The organism is Leisingera sp. MMG026, assembly GCF_021654205.1.
Classification (GTDB): domain Bacteria; phylum Pseudomonadota; class Alphaproteobacteria; order Rhodobacterales; family Rhodobacteraceae; genus Leisingera.
Genome location: NZ_JAKFZM010000098.1, coordinates 1 through 4,448, shown reverse-complemented (window position 1 = coordinate 4,448; position 4,448 = coordinate 1). Strand labels below are relative to the sequence as shown.

Below are 4,448 nucleotides of genomic sequence, written 5' to 3'. Positions count from 1 at the left end.
GCGGGCAAGCCTGCAAAGCGCAGCACAACCGGTGCTTCATCAAGAATTACGGGCTGGGCTTGGGTAAACTTGGGCTGTACGGTCATCTTGCTGCTCGGATCTGCTTCTCTGATCCGAGTCTCCGCGAAGACGAAGAAAATCCCGATAGACTTTTTTTGTTTTTGTGAGGCTTGTACTCACTAGGCAAGTTGCAATCCCGGGCTGGGCCCCGGAATTGCAACTTACCAGTTCGCGAGGGGGATACCCCCTTCGATCCCCTCCTCGGTCGCAGTCCGGGCTCCGCCCAAACATGCTTCCTGCGGCCAGAAGCCTGCTGGACCCGCCCTGCCGGGGGCCTGGGATGACTTATTGTTTCTCGATAATCTTAAATGGCAGAAGGGTGTTTCGCTTCCGTAGCCTGTTGCCGATCAGCTTGTTTTCTCCAGCCAGTCAATCAATGCGCGCCTAATCATTTCCGGACGGGTTGGGAGATCAGGCTCGAGACGACGTCGGTCATCGATTGCATTTATGAGTTCTCGCGACAATCTGAGCGTTAGCGCTTCTGTGTCTTTCTTGGGAGGGGCCATTCCGATATTACCATTTTGATGTTGACATCATGATGGCATCATCGCACATTGTTCAGGCGAGGCAAGAGCTGGAACCTCTTACCTCGCCCTAACCACACTGATCTCGGCTAAGGAGACCAATGCGACTACCACCCCCGTTATCACGCGCCCCGGCGCGGCAAAAGCCCTGTGGCCCGCATCAGCCGCAGATGACAGCCCCACCTTCGTCACCCAAACTTTCGACACGCTGACTAAGGCAGTGGACGAAGCCCCAAATTTGGAGCGTGATCTGTCGCACGCGCTGTCCTGGGATCCCGCGTCCACCGATATCCAAGAGGCCGCAGAAGCCAAATGGCAGGATTGCCTTAAACTCAGCGGCGACATCCTGACGGCACAGGTGGTCAGTGCCGAAGATTTGCCAATGCAGCGCATGAGCATGCTGCTGCACTTCCTCATCGAGTCCACGGGGCCGGAAGAGGCTCTCCGGTTTCAGCATCTGTACCTTGAGAACCAGGAGCTGTTCACCGTCGAAGATGGTGATTGCCAGGCCCTGCTGCAGACAGGCGCGCGACAGATGAACGCTCTCATCGAACTCTCTGTGGCGGCTGAAGCGCAGAACTTTCTGCCCAACTAGGCCCACCATCCCAGCATTCTTCTGACCCGGCCCGCGGCGGACACGCCGCTGCGCCCGGCTCAGCATGCCATTTCTGAAGTTTCAGCAAGCGCCAGTCCCGGCGCCTGCCCTGCCCAATTTTGCCATGCGGAGGCTGCCATGCCCCACTCAACCTGCGAACATTTCCCGCAAACGGTCCATCCCCACTGGCGCGCCGCCGCCAGCGCAAAAGGTTTCAAAATCGTCCAGCGCATCAAGGACCGCTATCACCTGCTTCTAGCCTGCCAAAGCTGCGGCCTGGCACATGCCAGCAAGATCTTTGTTCTCATGAACGGCCAGCCGCAGTGCCCGCACTGCATTCAAGACCGGTGGCAGGCCGATGCCGAAGCCGCCGGGCTGCAGTGGGCAGGCCGCGACCCGCAAAGCCGCCATCACGGCTTCTACATCGCGGACTGCCGACACCGTTTGCGCCGCCAGTTTGAGCTGATCAAAAGAGCTGCCGCCGGGACCTGCGACGTACGCTGCGAACTCTGCCAGCAACAGAAGGAGCAAGAAGAAGCCTCCGCGCAGGGTTGGGAGCTGATTGGACCGGATCCGAACAGGAGCCAGAACTACCGCCTGTACCAGCACCAGGCCTGCGGCCATGTTCAGCGGATCGCCCGTGCCAACATGCAGACTGGCCGGTTTCAATGCAGCAGCTGCGGCGAGGGCTGGAGCAGTGCGCCAAGTTTTCTCTACGTCATGAAGCTTAAACTCGCCAAAGGTGCCAAGCTGATCAAACTCGGCTACAGCCGCGATCCCGTCTCCCGCCTTTACCACCAACTTCTGAAGACCAAGGAGACGGAGGCGCAGGTCCTGCGGACAGTTCCCATCAGCTCCGGCCACACGGCTGTGCAAATTGAGAAAGGCCTGCATGCGCGGCTGAAGGCAGAGCACCCCGACAGCGTCGCGCCGCCAGACCTCTACGCAGATGAATTGAGGGTCAAAAGTGAGGTCTATTTTCCGGATGTGTGCCAGGTGATCTTCGCGATGCTCGACGCCATCAAGGCGGAAGAAGACAGCTAAGCGCCTCCCTCCCCTTCAATTTCCGACCTGTTTTCCGCCCGGCCCCGCTGGGCGAGCGATCCCTTTTGCCTGTTCACAGGAGGCTTGCCATGAACCAATCCAACCAACCCCCCGCGCGCGCCGATTGGTGGCAGTTCGCCGAAGACTGCGCCCGCCGCTATCATCTCTACTGCGAAGAGCTGCAGCGGACGCGCCGCAAGACACTCAAAGAAGACGCGCCAGACGACAGTGCTGGCACCGAGGAGCCGCTTGTGTCCGCGCCCCCGGAACAGCCCCATTCTTTGCTGCAGCATCTGACCGAGCACCCGAACGCGCGGCATCTGCCGCCGGAACTCTGGGACGCGCTGGAGCAGGAAGGCGCCGACCCATATGCCTGTGACAACACGGGTCGCTGTCTGCCGGACACAGACCTGCCGGCAGACAAGCTGCTTCTGCTGCTTCGGATTGCCGCGGCCTTCGGCTCCCCGGCTGCAGTGGATGCGCTGCTTGCCCGGGGCGCCGTGCTGATCCTGCGCAACATTCCAGTTCCCGGGTTTTCCAGCGTGGAAAATCTCCTCAACCACGCCCTGCTGCCGCCGGGCTGGCAGGCCTATGACGCCCGGCGCCAGGTGCAGCTGCCTCAGCGCGTGACCCTCGCTGTCCCCAGTGCCCGCGATGGTGCGATTGAACAGCAACACATTGATGAGCTGCAGGATCTCATCATCAAAGGCCTGGCGCACAGCCAGCCTTTGTGGATCTGCTTGCCGGATGAGATGGCGCTGCCGGCGCCGCTGGTGACGGAGCACTGCCATCAGCTGACACTGCCGCAGGTGGACGCAGAATTTCTGATCGCCCTGCTGCGTCAGACCCACAGCCGGACGGGCCGCATTGATGAAGCCGCCGCCCGCGCCGCGCTGCCCCCGAACGGCCAGTTGCAAGAGCTCTCCACCGCCGCACTCTCATTCGCCCTGCGTGCGCCCACAGCGAAGAAGATGGCTCAGCGCCTGTCCCAGGCGCTAACCGCCGCTGCCGCTTCACCGCCCGAAGCCCACCCGCCAAGGGAGAAGATCACCGGCATCGGCCCAGCCTATGACACCGCCCGGCAACTGGTTGCGGACCTGCGGCTCTGGGCCGAAGGCGAAGTGGCCTGGAATGAGATTCCGCACTCCTTGCTGCTTTTTGGCCTGCCGGGCACCGGCAAGAGCCACCTCGCCCGCGCGATGGGCCGGAGCGCCGCTGTCAATTGCGTCGAGACCAGCTGCGCCGAGTGGCAAAGCGCCGGTCATTTGGGCAACCTGCTGCTCGCGATGCGAAGAAGCTTCGATGAAGCCCGGAAGAATGCGCCCTGTATCCTTTTTTTGGATGAGATTGACGCGATCGGTTCCCGCGACAGTGCCGGCGACAACAGTGCCAGCTACAGGCGCCAAGTGGTTGCTGGTTTTTTGGAGCAGATGGACCGCATCAGCCGGGAGGCAGGGATTATGGTGGTCGGTGCCTGCAACCACCCAGAGCACCTGGACCCCGCGGTGCTGAGAGCCGGGCGGTTTGACATCAAGATCGAGATGCCGCTGCCAAGCAAGGCGATGCTGCAGCACCTCCTTGCTGAGCGGCTGCAGGACGCAGTCCCCGAGGATGCGCTGCAGCAGCTGGCGCGGGACTCCATTGGCAAAACCGCTGCCGACGTGGACGCGGCGGTGCGCTCAGCCCGCAGTGAGGCCCGGCACAACGGCTGCGCGCTCGATCTGCAGCTTCTGCGCCGCCATCTCGGGGTCATGGCACAGGAGGAGAACCAAGACCTCTTGTACCGCATCGCAGTGCATGAGTCTGGCTACGCCATCGCCGCCTGGATCTTCGGTGAGACGGTCACGCAGATCAGCCTGCCTCCTTCTAGTGGCACAATTGAGCGGGATGTTCCCCCGAACGCGGGGCTGCCGGCAGACTTTGAACGCCAACTGTATATCCACCTCGCAGGGCGGGCGGCGGAGCGGCTCATCTTCGGGACTGTTTCGGCCGGAGCAGGCGGGGGCGCGACGTCCGATTTGGCACAGGCTGCGCGGATTGCGTTGGCAGTGGACCACGAGCTGGGACTCGGCATCCACGGCAACGGCTGGTTTGGGCGGCAGGATCCCTCCCACCTGACGGCCAGCGAACGCCAGCGCCTGCAGGACCGGCTCGACCATGCCGAGGACATCGCGCGTGCTTTGTTGTCCCCCTACAAGCACCTGCTCAAAGAAATGGCCTCGGTT

The 4,448-nt window shown here is 62.0% G+C and carries 3 protein-coding genes; all 3 read left to right on the top strand.

What is annotated here, in order from left to right:
* The first annotated feature begins 822 nt into the window (after positions 1–822).
* Positions 823–1,179 (top strand): hypothetical protein, encoded by a 357-nt coding sequence (locus L1069_RS23465; RefSeq protein ID WP_237457254.1) that lies wholly within the window; start codon positions 823–825, stop codon positions 1,177–1,179.
* Between the two features lie 306 nt (positions 1,180–1,485).
* Entirely contained in the window at positions 1,486–2,223 is a 738-nt protein-coding gene (locus tag L1069_RS23460; RefSeq protein ID WP_237457253.1) for a GIY-YIG nuclease family protein, read from the top strand.
* 89 nt (positions 2,224–2,312) lie between these two features.
* Positions 2,313–4,448: AAA family ATPase (locus L1069_RS23455; protein ID WP_237457252.1), on the top strand; the 2,136-nt coding region annotated here is incomplete at its 3' end.

What these genes read in the sequence shown, in the direction of transcription:
- L1069_RS23460 (WP_237457253.1), top strand. Translation starts at nt 1,486, where the DNA reads ATGAACGGCCAGCCGCAGTGCCCGCACTGCATTCAAGACCGGTGGCAG.